This is a genomic window from Mesorhizobium sp. WSM4823, from assembly GCF_055811195.1.
Genome location: NZ_JBVVQL010000005.1, coordinates 8,467 through 26,052, shown reverse-complemented (window position 1 = coordinate 26,052; position 17,586 = coordinate 8,467). Strand labels below are relative to the sequence as shown.

The window sequence follows — 17,586 nt, the reverse complement described above, 5'->3', positions numbered from 1 at the left end:
AGGGCGATCCGTGGGTTACGCTGTCGCCATGATTCGAATCCGGCTTGGCCGGACAGGAAATCTGCAACGAGTCACAAGGGCGGCGGATGTGACGATGGGAACGGCAAGCAGCGTGCAGCGCGAACCTTCCATGGAAGAAATACTGGCTTCCATCCGGAGGATCATCGAGGACAACGATACCGGTCGCAAGCAGCCGGACGAAGCGGACGATCTGCTGCAGAATCTGGCGTCGGTTGCGATGCCGACGTCGGCGACAGGCGGCGCGGCACCGGAGGCAGGCAAGGCGCTGCCGGAGGCAGGCGGGGCGGCGCCGGAGGTGGGTGCGTTTCGCGCCGAATTGCGTCCGGGATTTGACGCGAGAAAGCCGGCCACGCTGGCTGAGGTGCAGGCGCCACGGTCGGGCGTCGAGCCCGCCGTCGCGCGCATGGAGCCGCCAATGCGTTCCGGCCCGGCTCCGCTCAAAGCTCCGGGGACGCTTGCCGGGGGCGCCGCCGTTCCGGCGCCGGCCGCCAAGCCGGATGCGCTTGCGACGGAGACCGCTGCGGAGACGACCGACAGCATCGTTTCCGATTGGCGGCGTGAAATCGCCGCAGTCGGCGAAGCGATGAACGTGGCCAAGCCGGACGAGACCCCGGACAGGGCCGAATTTATCGGGGACGCGGCCGAATCTGCTTTCGAGCCGGAGCCGCCACGAAGCGGGTTGACGCGTCCGGCGGCAAACGAGGCATCGTCCACTCGTCCGGCAATCCTTTCCGAACATACGGGCCAGCAGGTTGCCGCCGCCTTCGGCGAGCTTTCCGATGCGTTCGCCAGCCGCAGCAAGAAAACCTTCGACGAGATGGCCGAAGAGATGCTCAGGCCCATGCTGCAGGATTGGCTGGACAACAATCTGCCAACGCTGGTCGAGCGGCTGGTGCGCGAGGAAATCGAGCGCGTGGCGCGCGGCGCGCAATAATTTCAGAGACCAGTCTAGGACAAAACGCCGCCTCCGGGCGGCGTTTTATTGAGCTGCCCTTCATCTGCCTGCGGGCTTCTTTCTCCCGTCACTATGCGGGGGAGAGATGCCCGGCGGGCCAAGGAGCAGCGCAAACCTGAAGCGATTGCCCCGCGATGATCACTTCGGTGAGTTGTCTCGAACTATCCAGGCGCTATCTATTAGCCACCGCTGTCTGCCGCTCGCTTGCGGTTGACTTGCCAACTGCCTTCCGATTTACACCGAACCAACATCTCCCGACAGCTCGGACCTCTTTCCATGCTCGAAAAAACCTACGACGCCAAAATCGTCGAGCCGAAGATCGCCAGAATCTGGGAGGAGGCCGACGCCTTTCGCGCCGGCGCAGGCGCCGAAGAGGGCGCGGAAGCCTTCACCATCGTCATCCCGCCGCCGAACGTCACCGGCTCGCTGCATATGGGCCACGCGCTCAACAACACGCTGCAGGACATTCTGGTGCGCTTCGAGCGTATGCGCGGCAAGAACGTGTTGTGGCAGCCCGGCATGGACCATGCCGGCATCGCCACCCAGATGGTGGTCGAGCGCCAGCTCATGGAAAAGCAGATCCACCGCCGCGACCTGACGCGCGATGAGTTCATCGACAAAGTCTGGGAGTGGAAGGCTGAATCCGGCGGCGCGATTTTCAACCAGCTGAAGCGGCTCGGCGCCTCGGCCGACTGGAGCCGAGAGCGTTTCACCATGGACGAGGGCCTGTCCAAGGCGGTGCTCGAAGTGTTCGTCACGCTCTACAAGGAAGGCTTGATCTACAAGGACAAGCGCCTTGTGAACTGGGACCCGAAGCTGCTCACGGCGATCTCCGACCTTGAGGTCGAGCAGCAGGAGGTCAACGGCAACCTCTGGCATTTCCGCTATCCGGTCGAAGGCGTGGCCTTCGATCCGGAAAACCCTAAGACCTTCATCACCGTGGCGACGACGCGTCCCGAAACGATGCTCGGCGACACTGCTGTGGCGGTGCATCCCGAGGACGAGCGTTTTCAGCATCTGATCGGCAAGAACCTCGTCTTGCCGATCGTCGGCCGCAAGATTCCGGTGGTGGCGGACGACTATTCCGATCCTGAAAAAGGCAGCGGCGCGGTCAAGATCACGCCGGCGCACGATTTCAACGACTTTGAGGTCGGGAAGCGCCACAAGCTGCCGGCGATCAATATTCTCACCGTCGAGGCGGCGGTGAACCTGACCGACAATGAGGATTTTCTCGCCGGGCTGGAGGTGACGCCCGAGCGCCAGGCCGTCTGGGGTGAACTCAACGGCCTCGATCGTTTCGTGGCACGCAAAAAGATCGTCGAGCTGATGGAGGCGGGCGGTTTCCTCGAAAAGGTCGAGCCGCATCGTCACGCCGTGCCGCATGGTGATCGCGGCGGCGTGCCGATCGAACCGCTGCTGACCGACCAATGGTATGTCAATGCGGCCGAGCTCGCCAAGCCGGCGATCGCATCCGTGCGCGAAGGCCGCACCAAGATCATACCCGGCAGCTGGGAGAAGACTTACTTCCAATGGATGGAAAACATCGAACCCTGGTGCATTTCGCGCCAACTCTGGTGGGGACACCAGATTCCGGCCTGGTACGGGCCGGACGGGCATGTCTTCGTCGAGAAGACCGAAGAGGAGGCGCTCGGAGCCGCGGTTGAATATTATCTGGCTCTGGAAGGGCCGTGGAAGGCCTGGGTCGAGGACAAGCTTGAAAACTTCAAGCCGGGCGAGATCCTGACCCGCGACGAGGACGTGCTCGACACATGGTTCTCGTCGGCGCTGTGGCCGTTCTCGACGCTCGGCTGGCCGGAAAAGACGCCGGAGCTGAAGACCTACTACCAAACCGACGTGCTGGTGACCGGCTTCGACCTGATCTTCTTCTGGGTCGCTCGCATGATGATGATGGGCCTGCATTTCATGGACGAGGAGCCGTTCCATACCGTCTATATGCACGCGCTGGTACGCGACAAGAACGGGCAAAAAATGTCGAAGTCGAAAGGCAACGTCATCGACCCGCTCGATCTCATCGACGAATACGGCGCCGACGCGCTGCGCTTCACGCTGACGGTGATGGCGGCGCAAGGGCGCGACGTGAAGCTCGACCCGGCCCGTATCGCCGGCTACCGCAACTTCGGCACCAAGCTGTGGAACGCAACGCGCTTTGCCGAGATGAACGAGGTCGCGAGAAACGACGATTTCTGGCTGAACGATGCCAAGCTGGCGGTCAACCGCTGGATCCTGACCGAACTGACGCGGGCCGCACGCGAGATCACCGATGGCATCACCTCATACCGCTTCAACGAGGCGGCGGGTGCGGCCTATCGCTTCGTCTGGAACCTGTTCTGCGACTGGTACCTGGAACTGCTGAAGCCGGTCTTCATGGGCTCGGACGAGGCTGCCAAGGCCGAGAGCAGAGCTTGCGTCGCCTTCGTGCTCGACGAGATCTACAAGCTGCTGCACCCGATGATGCCGTTCATGACCGAGGAACTTTGGGCTGAGACATCAGGCGAGGGCAAGCAACGGCCGTCGCTGCTTTGCCATGCGGCTTGGCCGTCGCCCGATTTCGCGGACGAGGCAGCGGCCGCCGACATCAACTGGCTGATCGACCTCGTCTCAGGCATCCGCTCCGTGCGCTCGGAGATGAACGTGCCGCCGGCGGCGATCGCGCCCTTGATGGTGATCGGCGCCAATGCCACGACACGGGAAAGGCTTGAGCGCCAGGCATCGGCCATCAAGCGGCTGGCGCGGGTCGGCGACATCTCGCTGGTCGATACGGCGCCCAAGGGCTCCGCGCAGATCGTGCTCAACGAGGCGACAATCTGCTTGCCGCTCGGCAGTCTGATCGACCTTGCTGCCGAGGCAGCGCGGCTGCAGAAGGAATTGGCCAAGGTGACCGAAGAGATCGCCCGTCTGCACAAGAAGCTGTCCAACGAGAAGTTCGTCGCCAACGCACCGGAAGATGTGGTGGAAGCCGAGCGCGAAAAGCTCACCGATTACCGCGAAGCGCAAGAAAAACTTTCCGTGGCGCTGACACGAGTGCGCGAAGCCGGTTGATCCTGTCTTTAGGTTCGGCACCGGATTGTCTGAGCATCGAACTGTCCCAAACCGGCGTTCCGGTTTGGTCCGCTGCTCTGGATTCGCGAGTCTTTTGATCTGCCTCCGGACAGGGCTTTTTGCCACGAAAATGGGCATTCCGCAGCGTAAATCTTGGACGTAAACGGAATGTTTTGGGCCCATTGTTGCCATAATGTAACAATGAGGCTGGTTTTCGCAAAATGGCCCATTTTTGCCTCGTTCTATGCGAGTTTTCCGAATTTTTTCGTCGATTTGCGTCCAAATAGGCCATTTTCCGGCTTGCGGCGAAAGCTGCAACTTTGTCGAAAATGCGGTCGGCCAAGGCGTACGTGTACACATCGAGAATTCATTGTTGCGCCGTTAACCTGAATTGGTTCTAGCTTGATCCACTCGTATTCGGGGAGGACATTCATGAACAATTTGCGTCTGAAAGCGCTGCTGGGGGCAGGGTGCTTTTCGCTGGCTTCGATAGGGGCGGCGCATGCCGGCGGCCTCGAGCGCAGCGGCTACAACATCGACCTGCTTTTCGATCCGGCGCCTGTCGCTGGGGAGCTTTCGGGCACTTATGTGATGCCGGAACGGAAGATCAAGAATGCCGTAGACACAGATACTAGCAGTGGTTTTCCACCACCCGGTACTGGTCCTGGCGGTGGCGATTTGAACTCTCGGTCCAGTTCTGCCGATGACTCGGAGAGCTATTTTGTTCCCCGCATGGGAATCAAGGTTGGAGTCGGCCCCCACCTCGATTGCATGGGCGATTATTCTCAGCCTTGGGGGATCCATTCGGCCCCCGGTCTGAATTGGGCAGGCGCCAACAGCAATATCGAAACCAAGATCAAAAGCGAAAATTTTGCAGGCACCTGCTCCTACAAGATGGATGTGGGCAAAGGCCAGTTTCGCTTCATTGGCGGTGTGTTCTACCAGGATATCAGTGGCTTCAAGGAGCGGTTAGTCCAAGATTTTACTGGCCTTCCTGTGCCCCTCTCCGGCGTAGGTCGGATCGACCTCGAAGGCAACGGGGTTGGCTGGCGCATCGGCGCCGCTTATGAGATTCCGGAAATCGCTCTCCGTGCCAGCTTGGTCTACAACAGCGCCGTTGATTTGGGAGACGTGACCGGGGACGTCGACCTTACGCAGGTTGGCCGGGGTGTAGTTCCTGTGATCGGCACGGCGAGCATGCCGCAGTCGGTCGAGTTCAAGGTCCAGTCGGGTATTGCTCCGGACTGGCTTGCCTTCGGGTCGGTGAAGTGGGTCGACTGGAGTGTGCTGCAGATTGTCAATTTCTGCGCCGTCGGCGCTCCGGTTCCCTGTACCTACGGGGGGCCGAGCTTCGTCACGTCTCTGGATCTGCTCTATCGCGACGGATGGACCGTCTCCGGCGGTATCGGCCACAAGTTCAACGACCGGTGGAGCGCTGCAGCGACGCTTACCTGGGATCGCGGAACGACCACGGGCTTGAGCACCCAAACCGATACCTGGACGGTTGGTGCCGGCGCGTCCTTTTCGCCCAACAAAAACGTCGAAGTCCGCTTCGGCGGTGCCGTCGGCATCCTGACCAGTGGATCGGTCGGCGTGGTCCTTGATAAGGACGGCATTCCTCACGGCACAGACGTTTCATACGATTTCGGCAACGATCTCGTGACCGCCCTTTCAGCTTCCTTCAAGGTCAAGTGGTAGGCTACTAAAATTAAACGATAAAAAGGCCGGGCACTGCCCGGCCTTTTTGGTTGAATGGGCTTTCTGGCTGCCGGTCCCAAGCCGATGGCATCGGTCAATCATTGCAAACACGCCGTATCCCGCTGCCTTCTACCATTGTGACGTTTCGGCAACAGTTCCTGCACATCGGTCGCGCCACAGGGGTGCCCGGGAACATTGCCTATTTCCCGCCATAAACCCGGCGCACCTCGAATTCGTCTCGGGGCCAAAAGGCAAAGGGGCAGGCCGCACCGCCAGCGGCAAGGAAGAGCATGGACGTCAAAGTCATCTCCAAGGCCAAGCTGCCCAGCCGCTATGTGACCGTCGGTCCGGCGCGCGCGCCGCACCGCTCCTATCTCTATGCGATGGGATTGTCGGCGGCCGAGATCGCACAGCCGCTGGTCGGCGTCGCGAGTTGCTGGAACGAGGCGGCACCCTGCAACATCTCGCTGATGCGTCAGGCGCAGGTGGTCAAAAAGGGCGTCGCCGCGGCTAACGGCACGCCGCGGGAATTCTGCACCATTACCGTCACGGACGGCATCGCCATGGGCCACCAGGGCATGAAATCGTCGCTGGTGTCGCGCGAGGTCATCGCCGATTCCGTCGAACTCACCATGCGCGGCCACTGTTACGACGCGCTGGTCGGCCTTGCCGGTTGTGACAAGTCGCTGCCCGGCATGATGATGGCCATGGTGCGGCTCAACGTGCCGTCGATCTTCATTTATGGCGGCTCGATCCTGCCCGGTTCCTACAAGGGCCGGCAGATCACCGTGCAGGACGTGTTCGAGGCTGTCGGCCAGCACTCGGTCGGCACGATCGGCGACGCTGAACTGCTTGAAATTGAGCAGGCCGCTTGTCCGTCGGCCGGCTCTTGCGGTGCTCAGTTCACCGCCAACACCATGGCCACCGTCGCCGAGGCTATTGGCCTGGCGCTGCCTTATTCCTGCGGGGCGCCGGCGCCCTACGAGATGCGCGACCGCTTCAATTTCGCCTCCGGCGAAAAGATCATGGAGCTGATCGCAAAGAACATCCGTCCGCGCGACATCGTCACGCTGAAGGCGCTGGAGAATGCGGCAACCGTGGTTTCGGCCACCGGCGGCTCGACCAACGCTGCGCTGCATTTGCCGGCGATCGCGCATGAGGCCGGGATAAAGTTCGACCTCTTCGACGTGGCCAGGATCTTCGAGAAGACGCCTTACATCGCCGACCTGAAGCCGGGCGGCAAGTATGTCGCCAAGGACATGTTCGAGGCCGGCGGCATTCCGCTTTTGATGAAGACGTTGCTCGACCACGACTATCTGCATGGCGACTGCCTGACAGTGACCGGCCGCACTTTAGCCGAAAATATGGAGCACGTAGCCTGGAATGATAGCCAGGATGTGGTCCGTCCAGCCAATCGACCAATCACCCAAACGGGTGGTGTCGTGGGTCTGAAGGGAAACCTTGCCCCCGAAGGCGCGATCGTGAAGGTCGCAGGCATGTCGGAGCTGAAATTCTCCGGCCCGGCGCGCTGCTTCGATTCGGAAGAGCAATGTTTCCAGGCGGTTACGGATCGCAGCTACAGCGAGGGCGAAGTCCTCGTCATCCGCTACGAGGGGCCGCGCGGCGGTCCGGGCATGCGGGAAATGCTATCGACGACGGCGGCTCTCTATGGACAGGGCATGGGCGGCAAGGTGGCTCTCATCACCGACGGACGCTTTTCGGGCGCGACACGCGGTTTCTGCATCGGCCATGTCGGGCCGGAAGCCGCCGTGGGTGGTCCCATCGGGCTGCTCAGGGATGGCGATTTGATCTCGATCGACGCGGTGAACGGCACGATCGAGGTTGATCTGTCCGACACCGAACTGGCGACCAGAGCAAAGGCATGGAAGGCGCGCGCAACCGACTATCAGTCGGGCGCGATCTGGAAATATGCACAAACGGTAGGGCCTGCCCGCGACGGCGCGGTCACCCATCCCGGTGGTGCGAAAGAAACACATTGTTATGCGGATATCTGAGTTGCTGAGGTTGTCTGTCTTTTCGGCACTGGTCGCGATCGCCACTTTTGGCGCGACCTTGGGCGCCGCGGGCCAGGCCATGGCCTTCGACGACAAGGTGTTCGACGACAAGACCGGCGTGAAGCCGCAGTCTAGCCCGTGGGCGGTGTTTCAGTTCGGCTTCTCCGCCTACAAGAACGGCCGCAAGGAACAGGCTGCGGAGGCTTATAAATACGCGGCCGAAAACGGCCAGATCGGCGCCACCTGGAAGCTTGCGCGTATGTATGCCGAGGGCGACGGCGTAGAGCGCGATGACTACGCGGCGTTCAAGTTCTTCTCGGAGATCGTCGATCAGGACGTCGAGCCCGGTTCGCCGGAAGAGAGCTATGTATCGGATGCGCTCGTGGCGCTCGGCGATTATCTGAGGAAGGGCATCCCCGGCAGCCCCATCACAGAGAACGAGGTGGCGGCCCAAGAATATTACATGCGCGCCGCCGCCAACTACCGCAACCCGAATGCGCAGTTCGAGATGGGCCAGATCTTCCTGAACGGCAAGGGCGGCGTCAAGGCCAGCATCAAGCAGGCCGGACGCTGGTTCCAACTCGCTGCGGAAAAGGGCCATGCCGGCGCGCAGGCGACGCTCGGTAACCTGCTCTTCCAGAGCGGCAAGATCGTTCGGGGGCTGGCAATGATGACCGCGGCACTTGAGCGGGCTTCACCTTCGGACCAGCCATGGATTCGCGGCATGCAGGAAGAAGCGTTTGCCGCCGCGGGCGAGGCCGACCGCCGCACCGCGATTTCACTGGCCGATGACATCCTCACCAAAGGTAGCGGCGACCAGTAGGATTGGCGCTCGCTGAGGATTGAACTGGAACTCTTTATTGTGGCGAGTTTCAGTTTCCGAAGCTTTGCGCCGCGCAAATAATCAGTTCTCGATGGGCTCCGCCGGCACCGTGCTTGCCGCCGGTGTCGAGATTGGCGTCGCGTGCGGACGCGGCGTCGTATTTTCCGGACAATCGTCCCGAATCTTTGTCCACGACGTGTTGTTGAGAACCATGTCGCAACGGGCGAGGTGGCTCTGGCCGGAAAGCGTCAGGCAGGCGACCTGGCCGATCTGGAATGATTTTCCGTTGGCCAGGCATTCCGCATCGGCAAAAGCCGGGGTCGCCGCGAGGACGAGCGCCGCAGCACATGGGCAAAGCGCAAACCTGATCGTCATCCTGAATCCCAGCCGAACCCGAATTGCAGCGGAACCCTGGATTGTGGCGATATGACGGTCTATCGGCCGGAATTCCGGGCGATTCGAAACCTCGAAACGATCAGATTGGCGCAAAGGCCAGTTCGACGGCCACCGGCACGTGGTCGGAGGGTTTTTCCCAGGCGCGCACGGGCTTTTCGATCGAGGCTGAGGAAAAGCGGTTGGCGGCTTCGGGCGAAAGCAGCAAGTGATCGATCCGGATGCCGTTGTTCTTCTGCCAGGCGCCGGCCTGATAGTCCCAGAATGTATAGGTGTCCGCCGCGTCGGTGACTGCGCGCACGGCTTCGGTGAAGCCGAGATTCTTCAGCCGCCGGAACGCCTGCCTCGTCTGCGGCTGGAACAGCGCATCGCCCAGCCAGTTCTCCGGGAATTTTGCGTCGATCGGTTCCGGTATGACATTGTAGTCCCCGGCCAGCACCAGCGCCTCTTCGAGCGCGAGCCGTTCTTCGGCCCAACGCTCCAGCCGCGCCATCCAGGACAGTTTGTAGGAGAATTTCTTCTCGTCTTCGATCGGATTGCCGTTCGGCAAATAGAGCGAGGCAACGCGTAACGCGCCACTGTCGGTCGAAAACACCCCCTCGATGAAACGCGCCTGCTCGTCGGCATCGTCGCCCGGCAGGCCTCTGATGACTTCGTCGAAGCGCAGCTTCGACAGGATGGCGACGCCGTTGAAACCCTTTTGGCCGTGGGTTTCGACATTGTAGCCAAGCGCTTCGATCTCGGCCCGCGGAAACTGCTCGTCGACCGTCTTGATCTCCTGCAAGCAAGCGATATCGGGCGCGCTTTCCGTCAGCCAATGGGTCAAGTTGCCGAGGCGGGCCCGAACGCCGTTGATGTTCCAAGTGACGATTTTCATGACGGCCTCATTGCTGTTCCGGCTTCCGGCGTTCGACGAGGCCGATCGTATTGCCTGCCGGGTCCTTTAGGAAGGCCATCCATTCGCTTTCCCCTGCCGGCCCGAACAGGCCTTCGGTATCGCGATGGACGAGCATCGGCGGCGCAGTGAAGGGGACACCGGCGGCTTTTGCCGAGGCGTGGAAATCGTCGATGCCTGATATGTCGAGATAGACGGTGCCGGCCGGCAGGCCATCGGTGAACAGCAGCCGCACGTCGCCGGCCATGATGAAGGCGATGCCGGGCGGATCGAAGCGCACGTGGACTGCCATGCCGAGCACGTCGTGCCAGAACGCCAGCGTTGCATCGAGATCGCGCCCGGCTGAAAGCGCGACCTGACGGACCGCGCCAATGGCAGGCATTTCTATATGCTGAAGCTGGTGCCGCAGCCGCAGGAGGCGACCGCATTCGGGTTCCTGATCTGGAACGACTGGCCCATCAGATCGTCGACGAAATCGATCACCGAGCCGCCCATATAGACCAGCGAGAGATCGTCGATCAGCACGGTGGCGCCGTCTTTCTCAATGGCGACGTCGTCATCGTTGCGGGTGTCGACCAGATCGAACTTGTAGGAAAAGCCGGAGCAGCCGCCGCCCTCGACCGAAACGCGCAGCGCCTTCTTGCCGGCTTCGCCAGATACGATCTTGGCGATCCGCCTGGCGGCGGCGTCGGTCATCTCGACTTTCATAGCAGTCTTGGCATCAGCGCCCATGGGCGTCACCTTGCTTTCGGTTTTACATGATAGGTATGAAGCGCAAGGAAGCAAGTCAACTGCGGTATCGGCGATGACCAACGAGTTGGGCGACATCGGGTTCGGCTATCGGCCGCGCGCAGCCTATGCTTGCGATCCGGCAAAGTCGCGCGGGCGGCTGTTCGACGAGGTGGAGAGCCCGACCCGCACGCCGTTCCAGCGCGACCGCGACCGCATCATCCATTCGACGGCGTTCCGCCGGCTGAAGCACAAGACGCAGGTGTTCGTCGCGCATGAGGGTGATCATTACCGCACCCGGCTGACTCATTCGATCGAGGTCGCGCAGATTGCGCGCGCCCTGGCGCGGGCGCTGCGCGGCGACGAGGACCTGGCTGAGGCGGTGGCACTGGTGCATGATTTCGGCCACACGCCCTTCGGCCATACCGGCGAAGACGCGCTTAACGAGAAAATGGCAACCTGGGGCGGCTTCGACCACAATGCGCAATCGCTGCGCGTGGTGACGCGGCTGGAGAGCCGCTACGCCGAGTTCGACGGGCTTAACCTCACCTGGGAAACGCTGGAGGGATTGGTCAAGCACAACGGACCGCTGACCGACGCCAGGGGAAAGGGCTTGAAGGGGCCGGTGCCGCAGGCGATCCGCGACTATTCGGAGTTGCACGACCTCGAACTTGACCGCTTTGCCGGTATCGAGGCGCAATGCGCGGCGATCGCCGACGATATCGCCTACAACACCCATGACATCGACGACGGCCTGAGATCAGGCCTCCTGACGCTGGACATGCTGGAGAAGATCTCGTTGCCGGGGCCGATCCTGGCAGGCGTGCGCCAGCGCTATCCGGCGTTGGACGATGTGAGGACGGGGCACGAACTGATGCGACGGCAGATCACGATGATGGTCGAGGATGTCATCGTGTCGACCACCGCCAACCTCGCGCGCATCAAGCCGGAGAGCGCCGATGCGGTGAGGGCGGCAGGCGAGACGATGGTGACCTTTTCCGCCGAAATGGCCGCCGCGGAAAAGGAATTGAAGGCCTTTCTCTATAAGCATCTCTACCGGCATAGCGAGGTCATGCGCGTGCGCACCGAGGCCGAGCAGATCGTCAGGGACCTGTTCGACGTCTATTTCGCCGATCCGCGCGCCATGCCCGATGGCTGGCGCGAAGGGCTCGACCGGGCCGACGATCGCATCAAGGCGCGCAGCGTTGCCGACTTCCTGGCGGGCATGACGGACACCTACGCTTTGAAGGAACACCGCCGTTTGTTTGACCATACGCCTGAATTGAGCTAGGGCGGGCTCGATTTTGCCGGCCGATGAGCCGGATTCCTGCAAAGCCGTCAGAGCCACATCCAATGAACATCTTCGCCGATTTCAACGCGCGAATCACCAGAGCTGTCGAAGCGCTTGATTTGAAAGACAAGGACGGCGGTACGCTGGACCTATCGCGCATCGCCGTCGAGCCGCCGCGCGATGCCAGCCATGGCGACCTGGCGACCAATGCGGCAATGGTGCTGGCCAAGCCGACCGGTCAGTCGCCACGCGTATTGGCTGAAAGGCTGGCGCAGGCGCTGCGCACCGACACCGACATCGCCGCCGCCGAGGTTGCCGGTCCGGGCTTCGTCAACCTCAGGCTCAAGGATGCGTTCTGGCAGGTGCATCTGACCACGCTGCTCGGCGAAGGCCGCAACTACGGCCGCTCGACGGTCGGCGGCGGCAGGAAGGCCAACGTTGAATATGTCTCGGCCAATCCGACCGGACCGATGCATGTCGGCCATTGCCGCGGCGCCGTGGTGGGTGATGCACTCGCCAATCTGATGGCCTTCGCCGGTTATGAGGTGACCAAGGAATATGTCATCAACGACGCTGGTTCGCAGATCGACGTGCTCGGCCGCTCGGTCATGCTGCGTTACCGCGAGGCGCTCGGCGACGAGATCGGCGAGATTCCGGCCGGGCTTTATCCAGGCGATTATCTGATCCCGGTTGGCCAGGCATTGGCAGGCGAATTCGGCCGCTCCTTGCTGCAGATGCCGGACGAGGAAGCGCTTGCCATCGTCAAGGACAGGACGATCGACGCGATGATGGCGATGATTCGCGAGGATTTGGCGCTGCTCAACGTGCATCACGACGTTTTTTTCTCGGAACGCACGCTGCATGCGGACAATGCTCGGAAAATCCGCTCGGCAATCAGCGACCTGACGCTCAAGGGCCATATCTACAAGGGCAAGCTGCCGCCGCCCAAGGGCGAGAAGCCGGACGATTGGGAAGATCGCGAGCAGACGCTGTTCCGCTCGACGGCCGTCGGCGACGATCTTGATCGGCCGCTGGTCAAGTCCGACGGCACCTTCACCTATTTCGCCGCTGACGTCGCTTATCTGAAGGACAAGGTCGATCGCGGCTTCGTTGAGCTGATCTATGTGCTTGGCGCCGATCACGGCGGTTATGTGAAGCGCCTGGAAGCGCTCGCCCGGGCGATCGCCGGCGACGAGGTGAAGCTTACCGTGCTGCTTTGCCAGTTGGTGAAGCTGTTTCGCGACGGCGAACCGGTGCGCATGTCGAAACGGTCGGGCGATTTCGTGACGCTGCGCGAAGTGGTGGAGGAGGTCGGCCGCGATCCGATCCGCTTCATGATGCTCTACCGCAAGAACGATGCGCCGCTCGATTTCGACTTCGCCAAGGTAACCGAGCAGTCGAAGGACAATCCGGTGTTCTACGTGCAGTACGCGTCGGCGCGCTGCCATTCGGTGTTCCGGCAGGCGAGCGAGCAGCTGGGCGAGGCCAATTTCGATCGCAATCGGCTGGCCGCGGCCACCGCTTCGCTGACAGACGAAGGCGAGATCGGCCTGATCAGGAAGCTTGCGGAATATCCACGGCTGATCGAATCCGCGGCCCTTGCGCTCGAGCCGCACCGGCTGGCATTCTACCTCTACGATCTCGCCTCCAGCTTCCACGGACATTGGAACCGCGGCACCGAAAATCCGGACTTACGTTTTGTTAAGGTTAACGACCGACAATTGACGCATGCCAGACTAGGGCTGGTGCAGGCTGTTTCGGACGTTTTGACGTCCGGCCTGACGCTGATCGGAGCCGAAGCGCCCACCGAAATGCGTTAGGTTTGACTAAAAAACCTGTCACCTTTTGCCCACATTGCGCTGGTAAGGGCCAACCCTACGCGACGTCCATGGCGTCCGAATGAGTGCGAGTTCGGGAACAATAATGGCAGACAGAACCCAGCTGAGAGCAGCCGCCCAAAACGATATCGCCGACGATGATCCGTTCGCGGAATTGACCAGGATCATGGGGTTCGACCCGCGCCAGCCGGTCAAGCCGCAGGCCCAGCCGAAGGCGGCTCCCGACAGCCAGCCCGTCGACGAGGGCAATTTCGACATCGATCTCGAGAAGGAGTTGATGGGCGAATTCGGCACCGAGGACGATGATCGCGCCGCCGAGGTCCGCGAGCCGGCTTTCGAAGCCGCTGACGCGTTGGACGACGAGCTTGGGGACGACGAGCTTGGGGACGACGAGCTTGCTGCGTCGCTCGAACAGGATTTCCTGCTGGAGGACGATGCGGCGGATGAAACCGCCCATGCCGTTGCTGCCGACGACCCGCGTTCCGGTGTTGCCGAAACATTCGCGCCGGCTGCCTTCGATGACGATCTCGACGATGCACTCGCCAGTTCGCTCGAAGATGTGTCGCCGTTCGAAGACGATTTGGCAACGGACGACAAGTTTGGGGACGACGAGCTTACCGCGTCGCTCGAACAGGATTTCCTGCTCGACGATGTGGCGGACGAGGTCGAACAGAATACCGCCGCCGCCGGTTCGGCGTCGACCGCAGACCCCGTCCTCGACGATGACTTCGATAACGCGGTCGCAAGCTCGCTCGAAGACGAACTGATGCTGGACGAGCACGTGCCGATGGAGCACGCCGCTGCCGTAGCCGCCGCGCCGGCTGCCGAACCCGCTTTCGACGATGACTTCGACAACGCGGTCGCAAGCTCGCTGGAAGACGAGTTGACGCTCGACGAACATGTGGCGATGGACCATGCCGCCGTTGCCGAAGCCGCCGCGCCGGTCGCCGAATTCGCCCTCGACGATGAATTCGACAATGCCGTCGCAAGCTCGCTCGAAGACGAGTTGATGCTCGATGAACATGTGCCGATCGAGCAGGCCGCTGTTGAAACTCCTGCTGCACCTGTTCGGGCCGTTTCGGAAGAGTCCGAGGAGGAATTTGTCGGCCATTTCGACGACGCCATGGCCGATATCGACATGGATTTCGACGTTCGCACGGCTGAACCAGTCGAAATTGACGCGCACGAAATTGACGAACCGGAGGCGATCGCCGCCAATGACGAGCGGTCCGCCGTGATCACGGAAGACGCGTTCGACGACGATTTCGACTTGAATTTCGATGACGCGCTTGCCGAGGAGCCGGTTGCTCAGGCCCCCGTCGTCGAAATCCAGCCGACGGCGCCAGCTGCCGCGGTCCAGCCGGCCGCGCCAACCGCCGTCGCTGACGAGCGGAGCCTTGAAGACGAACTGAACGTGCTGTTAGGCACGATGAGCACGCGGGCTGCCCGCGCGGCGGCATCCGCGACCAGCGGGCCCGCCACGGTTCAGCAGCCTGTGGCCGCGGCTGAAAAGGGCGCCGGCAAACCAGTGGTCGACGAACTGGACTGGAGCCTTGACGAGCAAGAGCTTTCGGAGCAGCCGGAGGATAGCGCGGTTCAGGTCGCCGATGCCGATTTCGACACCGTCCTCTTCGATGAGCTCGAGGGCCAGGATTTCAGCGCTGAAGATTCCACCGGACCGGCCGATGTCGATTTCGACGACGATGCGTTGCATGCTGCCTTCGCCAAGGACATCGGTCTGGATCATGGCGACGACGATAGTGCTGCGGCGGCCGCTCCCAGGCACGACTCGCTCGACTGGCTGGCGGCACGCTCCGCCACGCCGGAGCCGGCCCGTTCGTGGAGCCGCGTAACGCCGGTCGCACAGTCGCAGCCTGCCTTTGCAACCCAGCCGACGGCTTCGGCGAGGACCGCGGAAGTGGCCTCGGCAACGCCGCCAATGGCTGCGGCGCCGTCTTATCAGGATGAGCCGGCGCAAGACGATGCCGCCAATGCAGCATCTGCGCCAGCGCAAAGCGAGCAGCCTTCGGCGTATGACGAGATGCCCGATGTCGAGACGGTCGATGTGCCCGAGCGCGTCGTGGCGCTGGCGGATGACCTCGATATTCCGGAACTCGACTTCAACGAAGACGAACCGGCGGCGCCTGCTTATGACGATCTCGATACCGAGTTCGCCAGTCTTCTCACCGAAATGAACACCGTGGACGTCGCTGCCGCCCCGGCGCGCAGCGCGGCGTATGACGACGAATCCTACAATGCTGGCTTTCAATCGGCCACTGGGTTCCATTCGGCGGCTGCGTTCCCATCAGGGACTGGGTTCCCATCAGGCTATGAGCCCGACCGCGTTGAAACGCGGACCTACGCGGCGAGACCCGCAGACGCCTCCGTCAGTTCGGCTTATGCCGATGCTGCCAGCGGCTTCGACCTGCCAACCGGCCGGCCGGTTTCGCAGGCCGACGACTTTGGCTTGGACGAACTTGACTATGATCCCGAATTGGATGAGGCCATGTCGGTTCCAGGCCTGGCCGAGCACGAGGCTGCGAGGCCGCGGAGCCGCGGCCTGCTGGTCGCTGCGGTCGTAGGCGCTGTGGCGGTCGCCGGCGGTCTCGGCGCCTTCGCGCTGTCTTTCGGCGGCAACGGCGGCAGCGCTGCGCCGGTCATCGTCAAGGCTGATAACGCACCGATCAAGGTCAGGCCTGAAAATCCGGGTGGCACCGTCGTGCCGAACCAGGACAACAAGGTCTATGATGCCGTGGCCAAAGGTGGCGCGAAGCCTGCCGAACCGGTCCAGGAAAAACTGGTCACCAACACCGAAGAGCCGGTGGATGTGACGGCCAAGGAGCCGCCGCAAAGCCGTGTGGTCGATCTTTCGCCCGACGATGTCGCCGCCGCTGAAGGCGCCGATGCGGCCGGCGGCACGCAGGCGGCCGGGAATACCGACATCGCCTCCGCCCCGACAGCCAAGTCCGAGGATCGTATAGCCCAGGTTCTTGAAGAGGCCGACAACGGCATCGAACCCGATGTCGTCGCCGTTGCGCCGCGCAAGGTGAGAACCATGGTCGTCAAATCGGACGGTTCACTGGTTGCGCGGGAGGATCCGGCGCCTGCGACAGCGCAGGTGGCCGCCATCGATCCTGTTGATCCGGCGCCGCAGCACGTGGCTCCAGCCGGTCAGGTTGGCGAGGCGGAGCAGACCGGTACGGTGCCGCCTGTTGCCGACCGGGCTGGTGGTAGCCCACTGGGTGGTGACCAGACTGAAACCGCCAATCCGGCAGCAGCAGCCGATCCGGCGGCCGCGCCCGCGCCTGAAGCCCCAGCCGCTGAAACTCAAGCCGCCCAGCCTGCCAATACACCGGCCACGGTTCCGGTGGCGCCGCAACGTCCGTCCGACCAACCGGTCGATGTCGTCGGCGAGGTCAAGCCCGATCAGGTGGCATCCATCGATCCAGCGACGGCCTCTACCGGCGGTGGCTCATGGTCGATGCAGATCGCCTCGCAGCCGACTGTCGAAAGCGCGCAGTCCAGCTATGCGGACCTGCAGCGCCGCTACGGCAGCGTGCTTTCCGGCCGCACCGCCAACATCGTCAAAGCCGAGATCGCCGGCAAGGGAACATTCTACCGCGTCCGCGTGCCGGCGAAGTCGCGCAACGACGCGATCGATTTGTGCACCAGCTACAAGGCTGCCGGCGGCAACTGCTTCGTGTCGCGCTAAACATTCCAAATGTCCCCGCTCTTGGGCGGAAGAAACGGGGGGGGGGGGGGGGGGGGCGGGGGGGGGGGGGGTGGGGGGGTGGGGGGGGGGGGTGTTGGGGGGGGGGGGGGGGGGGGGGGGGGGGGCGGCCCCCCCCCCCCCCGTTTGGTCTCCGAC

The 17,586-nt window shown here is 62.5% G+C and carries 12 protein-coding genes; 8 read left to right on the top strand and 4 right to left on the bottom strand.

What is annotated here, in order from left to right; all coding sequences use genetic code 11:
- Positions 1 to 94: 94 nt before the first annotated feature.
- From AC0L26_RS15000 to AC0L26_RS14980, 5 genes are all read left to right on the top strand, one after another.
- Positions 95 to 955 (top strand): PopZ family protein, encoded by an 861-nt coding sequence (locus tag AC0L26_RS15000; RefSeq protein WP_473633239.1) that lies wholly within the window; start codon positions 95 to 97, stop codon positions 953 to 955.
- Between the two features lie 297 nt (positions 956 to 1,252).
- The gene (locus tag AC0L26_RS14995; RefSeq protein ID WP_473633238.1) at positions 1,253 to 4,036 is read left to right on the top strand and encodes a valine--tRNA ligase; all 2,784 of its coding nucleotides are present in this window, start codon (positions 1,253 to 1,255) and stop codon (positions 4,034 to 4,036) included.
- A gap of 432 nt (positions 4,037 to 4,468) precedes the next feature.
- Positions 4,469 to 5,734: an OmpP1/FadL family transporter gene (locus tag AC0L26_RS14990; RefSeq protein ID WP_473633237.1), complete on the top strand. Its 1,266-nt coding sequence runs from the start codon at positions 4,469 to 4,471 to the stop codon at positions 5,732 to 5,734.
- Positions 5,735 to 6,024: 290 nt separating this feature from the next.
- The gene (gene ilvD, locus AC0L26_RS14985) at positions 6,025 to 7,749 is read left to right on the top strand and encodes a dihydroxy-acid dehydratase (protein ID WP_473633236.1); all 1,725 of its coding nucleotides are present in this window, start codon (positions 6,025 to 6,027) and stop codon (positions 7,747 to 7,749) included.
- Positions 7,736 to 8,572, top strand: a complete 837-nt coding sequence (locus tag AC0L26_RS14980; RefSeq protein ID WP_352931580.1) for a tetratricopeptide repeat protein — start codon at positions 7,736 to 7,738, stop codon at positions 8,570 to 8,572. The genes ilvD and AC0L26_RS14980 overlap by 14 nt, the downstream gene beginning before the upstream one ends.
- A gap of 81 nt (positions 8,573 to 8,653) precedes the next feature.
- Here the strand turns inward: AC0L26_RS14980 and AC0L26_RS14975 are convergent, their stop codons facing one another.
- The 4 genes from AC0L26_RS14975 to erpA all read right to left on the bottom strand — a co-directional run bounded on the left by AC0L26_RS14975 (position 8,654) and on the right by erpA (position 10,592).
- A complete protein-coding gene (locus AC0L26_RS14975; RefSeq protein WP_473633235.1) occupies positions 8,654 to 8,947 on the bottom strand; it encodes a hypothetical protein in 294 nt (97 codons plus the stop codon).
- A 100-nt stretch (positions 8,948 to 9,047) separates the two neighbouring features.
- The gene (gene xth / locus AC0L26_RS14970; RefSeq protein WP_473633233.1) at positions 9,048 to 9,842 is read right to left on the bottom strand and encodes an exodeoxyribonuclease III; all 795 of its coding nucleotides are present in this window, start codon (positions 9,840 to 9,842) and stop codon (positions 9,048 to 9,050) included.
- Positions 9,843 to 9,849: 7 nt separating this feature from the next.
- Positions 9,850 to 10,242: a VOC family protein gene (locus AC0L26_RS14965; RefSeq protein ID WP_352931574.1), complete on the bottom strand. Its 393-nt coding sequence runs from the start codon at positions 10,240 to 10,242 to the stop codon at positions 9,850 to 9,852.
- A 2-nt stretch (positions 10,243 to 10,244) separates the two neighbouring features.
- On the bottom strand, positions 10,245 to 10,592 hold the full coding sequence (gene erpA / locus AC0L26_RS14960; protein ID WP_126106215.1) for an iron-sulfur cluster insertion protein ErpA: 348 nt from the start codon (positions 10,590 to 10,592) through the stop codon (positions 10,245 to 10,247).
- A gap of 73 nt (positions 10,593 to 10,665) precedes the next feature.
- Between erpA and AC0L26_RS14955 the strand changes: the two genes are divergently transcribed.
- The 3 genes from AC0L26_RS14955 (at position 10,666) to AC0L26_RS14945 (ending at position 17,430) form a co-directional block, all read left to right on the top strand.
- On the top strand, positions 10,666 to 11,880 hold the full coding sequence (locus tag AC0L26_RS14955) for a deoxyguanosinetriphosphate triphosphohydrolase (protein WP_473633232.1): 1,215 nt from the start codon (positions 10,666 to 10,668) through the stop codon (positions 11,878 to 11,880).
- A gap of 62 nt (positions 11,881 to 11,942) precedes the next feature.
- The gene (gene argS / locus AC0L26_RS14950) at positions 11,943 to 13,700 is read left to right on the top strand and encodes an arginine--tRNA ligase (RefSeq protein ID WP_473633231.1); all 1,758 of its coding nucleotides are present in this window, start codon (positions 11,943 to 11,945) and stop codon (positions 13,698 to 13,700) included.
- Between the two features lie 103 nt (positions 13,701 to 13,803).
- A complete protein-coding gene (locus AC0L26_RS14945) occupies positions 13,804 to 17,430 on the top strand; it encodes an SPOR domain-containing protein (RefSeq protein WP_473633230.1) in 3,627 nt (1,208 codons plus the stop codon).
- Positions 17,431 to 17,586: the final 156 nt, after the last annotated feature.